Below are 3210 nucleotides of genomic sequence, written 5' to 3' on the forward strand. Positions count from 1 at the left end.
CGCGCCGAACTCCGCGGCGAACCGACCCGCGATCGCGGCGACCTGACGGCGCCAGGCGTGGACGAGCTGGTCCTCCAGCACCGGTGCGATCACCCCCAGGCGGTCCAGCAGGGCCAGGCGGGCGCTGACGTCGTCCAGGTCGTACTTCTCGGAGAGGTGCTCCACGAGGGCCTCCACCTGCCACAGCACCAGCCGGTCGGTGGTGTGGCCGATGGCCCTCACCATCGACACGGCCGTGCGGGTCGAGACCTCGTAGCGGGCGGCCACCTCCAGCAGCGCCCGCAGGACGTCGGCGTCGACCTCGGTGTAGGCGACGGCGTCCGCCTGGGAGGTGGGCAGCCCCAGGGTGTGCCAGAACAGGCGTGCACGCTCGACGCTGGTGCCGGCCCGCTCGGCGAGCTGGGCCAGGGTCAACGTCCGCGGCCCGCCCAGGAGCTGGTCCTCGAGCCGGCCGAGCGTCGAGGGCGCTGGGTCGTCGCTGGCGTGGCTCACGCCGTCAGGCTAGTTCACCTGGTCGGGACGGACGTGATGCACGTCACCCGCCAGGACGTGGTGCTCCCGGCCGTCGTCATCCACCACGACCAGCTGCCCGTCGGGCCCCAGGGCCGTCGCGGTCCCCACCAGCCCGCCCCCACCGGGACGTTCCACACGCACCCGGCCACCCAGCGTCGAGCACGCGGCCGTGCACTCCTCGTGCAGCGCGTCGTCCGCACCGGAGGCGCCCCGCCACCGACGGTCGAGCTCGACCAGACGCGACACCAGTGCCGCCGCGACGGCCGTGCGGTCCAGGTCCGGCCCCACGGCACCCGCGGCCCCCGCGACCAGGTGCAGGGACGTGGCCCCGGGCACCGGAAGCTCCTGCCTGGTCTGCGTCAGGTTCACACCCACACCGACCACCACGGCGTGCGGACCGCCGCCGGTACCAGGGCCGGGCACGACCTCGGCGAGGACGCCCGCGACCTTGCGCCGGTCCCCCCAGCCCGGGAGCGCGTCCCGCGAGCCGGGATCGGTCACCAGCACGTCGTTGGGCCACTTGAGCGTCGCCGGGACGCCGGCCACGTCGCGCACGGCCCGGGTCACCGCCAGCCCGGTGAGCAACGGCACCCACCCCAGCCGGTCGGCCGGCACGTCCGGGCGCAGGAGCACCGAGATCGTCAGCGCCGCCCCGGCCGGCGTCTGCCAGGACCGTCCCGCCCGGCCCCGGCCCGACGACTGGTGGTGGGCGAGCACGACCGACAGGTCCGGCCAGGCACCCGGGTCGGCGGTGGCGGCCCGGACCAGGGCGGTGGACGTGGAGGGCACCTCGTCGAGGACCTCCACCCGGCCCGCTCCCGCACGGGTCAGCGCGGCACGGGCACCCTCGGGCTCGTACGGTGCACGGGAAGAGGTCATGACCTGCACGGTACGCGCCGGTTGTCGGGTCCGGCACAAACCCGTCACCCGACACGGTCGATCACCGCACTGAGGGTGTCGGTACCCGACAACTACGCTCGGGGATGTGACACACCCATCGACGAGTCCCGAGGACGCGACCGGCACCACCGGCACGAGCGGCACCGGCGGCACAGCTGCCAAGATCGCCGACCTGGCCCGCCGTACCGCCGAGGCGGTCGACCTGGCCGAGGAGCGCGCAGCGGCCAAGCAGCACCCGCGTGGGCGCAAGACCGCCCGCGAGCGCATCGCCGCGCTGCTGGACGAGGGCAGCTTCGTGGAGCTGGACGCGTTCGTGAAGCACCGCTCGACGAACTTCGGGCTGGAGGCCAGGCGCGTGCCCGGTGACGGGGTTGTCACCGGCCACGGGACCATCGACGGACGTCAGGTGGCGGTGTACAGCCAGGACTTCACCGTGTTCGGCGGGTCGCTGGGCGAGGTCCACGGCCAGAAGATCACCAAGGTCATGGACCTGGCGCTGCGCACCGGTGTGCCGCTGATCGGGATCCTGGACGGGGGCGGGGCCCGCATCCAGGAGGGTGTGGCGGCCCTGACGCAGTTCGCCGAGATCTTCCGTCGCAACGTCGCGGCCTCGGGGGTCATCCCCCAGATCTCGCTGATCCTGGGACCCAGCGCCGGGGGGGCGGTGTACTCCCCCGCCCTGACGGACTTCGTGGTGATGGCCGACGGCACGTCCAACATGTTCATCACCGGGCCGGACGTCATCCGTGCGGTGACCGGTGAGGACGTGGGCTTCGAGGAGCTGGGCGGCGGTCAGACGCACAACACCCGCTCGGGGGTCGCGCACTACCTGGGCGCCGACGAGGACGACGCGATCGACTACGTCCGGGCACTGATCGGCTACCTGCCGTCCAACAACCTCAGCGAGCCGCCGGTGTGGGAGGACGAACCGACCGACCTGGACCTCACCGACGCCGACCTGGAGCTCGACGCCCTGGTCCCGGACTCCGACTCCCAGCCGTACGACATGCGCACGGTCGTCGAGCACGTCCTGGACCACGGCGAGCTGCTGGAGGTCCACCCCCTGTTCGCGCGCAACGTCCTGGTCGGGTTCGGGCACGTGGAGGGCCACCCGGTGGGGGTGGTGGCCAACCAGCCGCTGCACATGGCCGGGACGCTCGACATCGACGCGGCCGAGAAGGCCGCCCGGTTCGTGCGCACCTGCGACGCGTTCAACATCCCGGTGCTGACGTTCGTGGACGTGCCCGGGTTCCTGCCGGGCACCGACCAGGAGTGGAACGGGATCATCCGCCGCGGCGCCAAGCTCATCTACGCCTACGCCGAGGCGACCGTCCCCCTGGTGACCGTGATCACCCGCAAGGCCTACGGCGGGGCGTACATCGTCATGGGGTCCAAGCAGCTCGGGGCGGACGTGAACCTGGCCTGGCCCACCGCCCAGATCGCGGTCATGGGTGCCGGCGGGGCCGTGAACATCCTGCACCGGGGCACGTTGAAGAAGGTCGACGAGGCCGGCGGTGACGTCGAGGCCGAGCGCGCCCGGCTGACCGCCGAGTACGAGGACGCGATCGTCAACCCCTACGACGCCGCCGAGCGCGGGTTCGTCGACGCCGTGATCGCCCCGTCCCGGACGCGGGTGCAGGTGGTCCGGGCGCTGCGGGCCCTGCGCACCAAGCGGGCGTCGGCGCCCGCCAAGAAGCACGGGAACATCCCGCTGTGACCCCCCAGGTGCGCGTCGTGCGCGGGGCCCCCGACGACCTGGAGCTCGCGGCCCTGGTCGCCGGCCTGGCCGCCGGGGCG

3 protein-coding genes and 1 pseudogene are annotated in these 3210 nt (G+C 73.2%); 2 read left to right on the plus strand and 2 right to left on the minus strand.

The genetic code is table 11. The annotated features are described in order from the left end of the window. A pseudogene (locus N869_RS13850) lies at window positions 1-492 on the minus strand (adenylate/guanylate cyclase domain-containing protein); the annotation flags it as partial. Between the two features lie 9 nt (window positions 493-501). Beyond that, complete coding sequence (locus N869_RS13855) at window positions 502-1392, minus strand: biotin--[acetyl-CoA-carboxylase] ligase (protein ID WP_035062552.1); 891 nt, start codon at window positions 1390-1392, stop codon at window positions 502-504. Window positions 1393-1576: 184 nt separating this feature from the next. On the opposite strand from N869_RS13855, the gene N869_RS13860 reads away from it, so the two are divergent. Beyond that, window positions 1577-3130 (plus strand): acyl-CoA carboxylase subunit beta, encoded by a 1554-nt coding sequence (locus N869_RS13860; protein WP_052105589.1) that lies wholly within the window; start codon window positions 1577-1579, stop codon window positions 3128-3130. Window positions 3131-3138: 8 nt separating this feature from the next. After that, on the plus strand, window positions 3139-3210 hold a 72-nt coding region (locus N869_RS17065), incomplete at its 3' end, for an acyl-CoA carboxylase epsilon subunit (protein ID WP_269545890.1).

The organism is Cellulomonas bogoriensis 69B4 = DSM 16987 (assembly GCF_000767165.1).
GTDB classification, from domain to species: Bacteria; Actinomycetota; Actinomycetes; order Actinomycetales; family Cellulomonadaceae; genus Actinotalea; species Actinotalea bogoriensis.

What these genes read in the sequence shown, in the direction of transcription:
- N869_RS13855 (WP_035062552.1), bottom strand. Translation starts at nt 1,392, where the DNA reads ATGACCTCTTCCCGTGCACCGTACGAGCCCGAGGGTGCCCGTGCCGCG.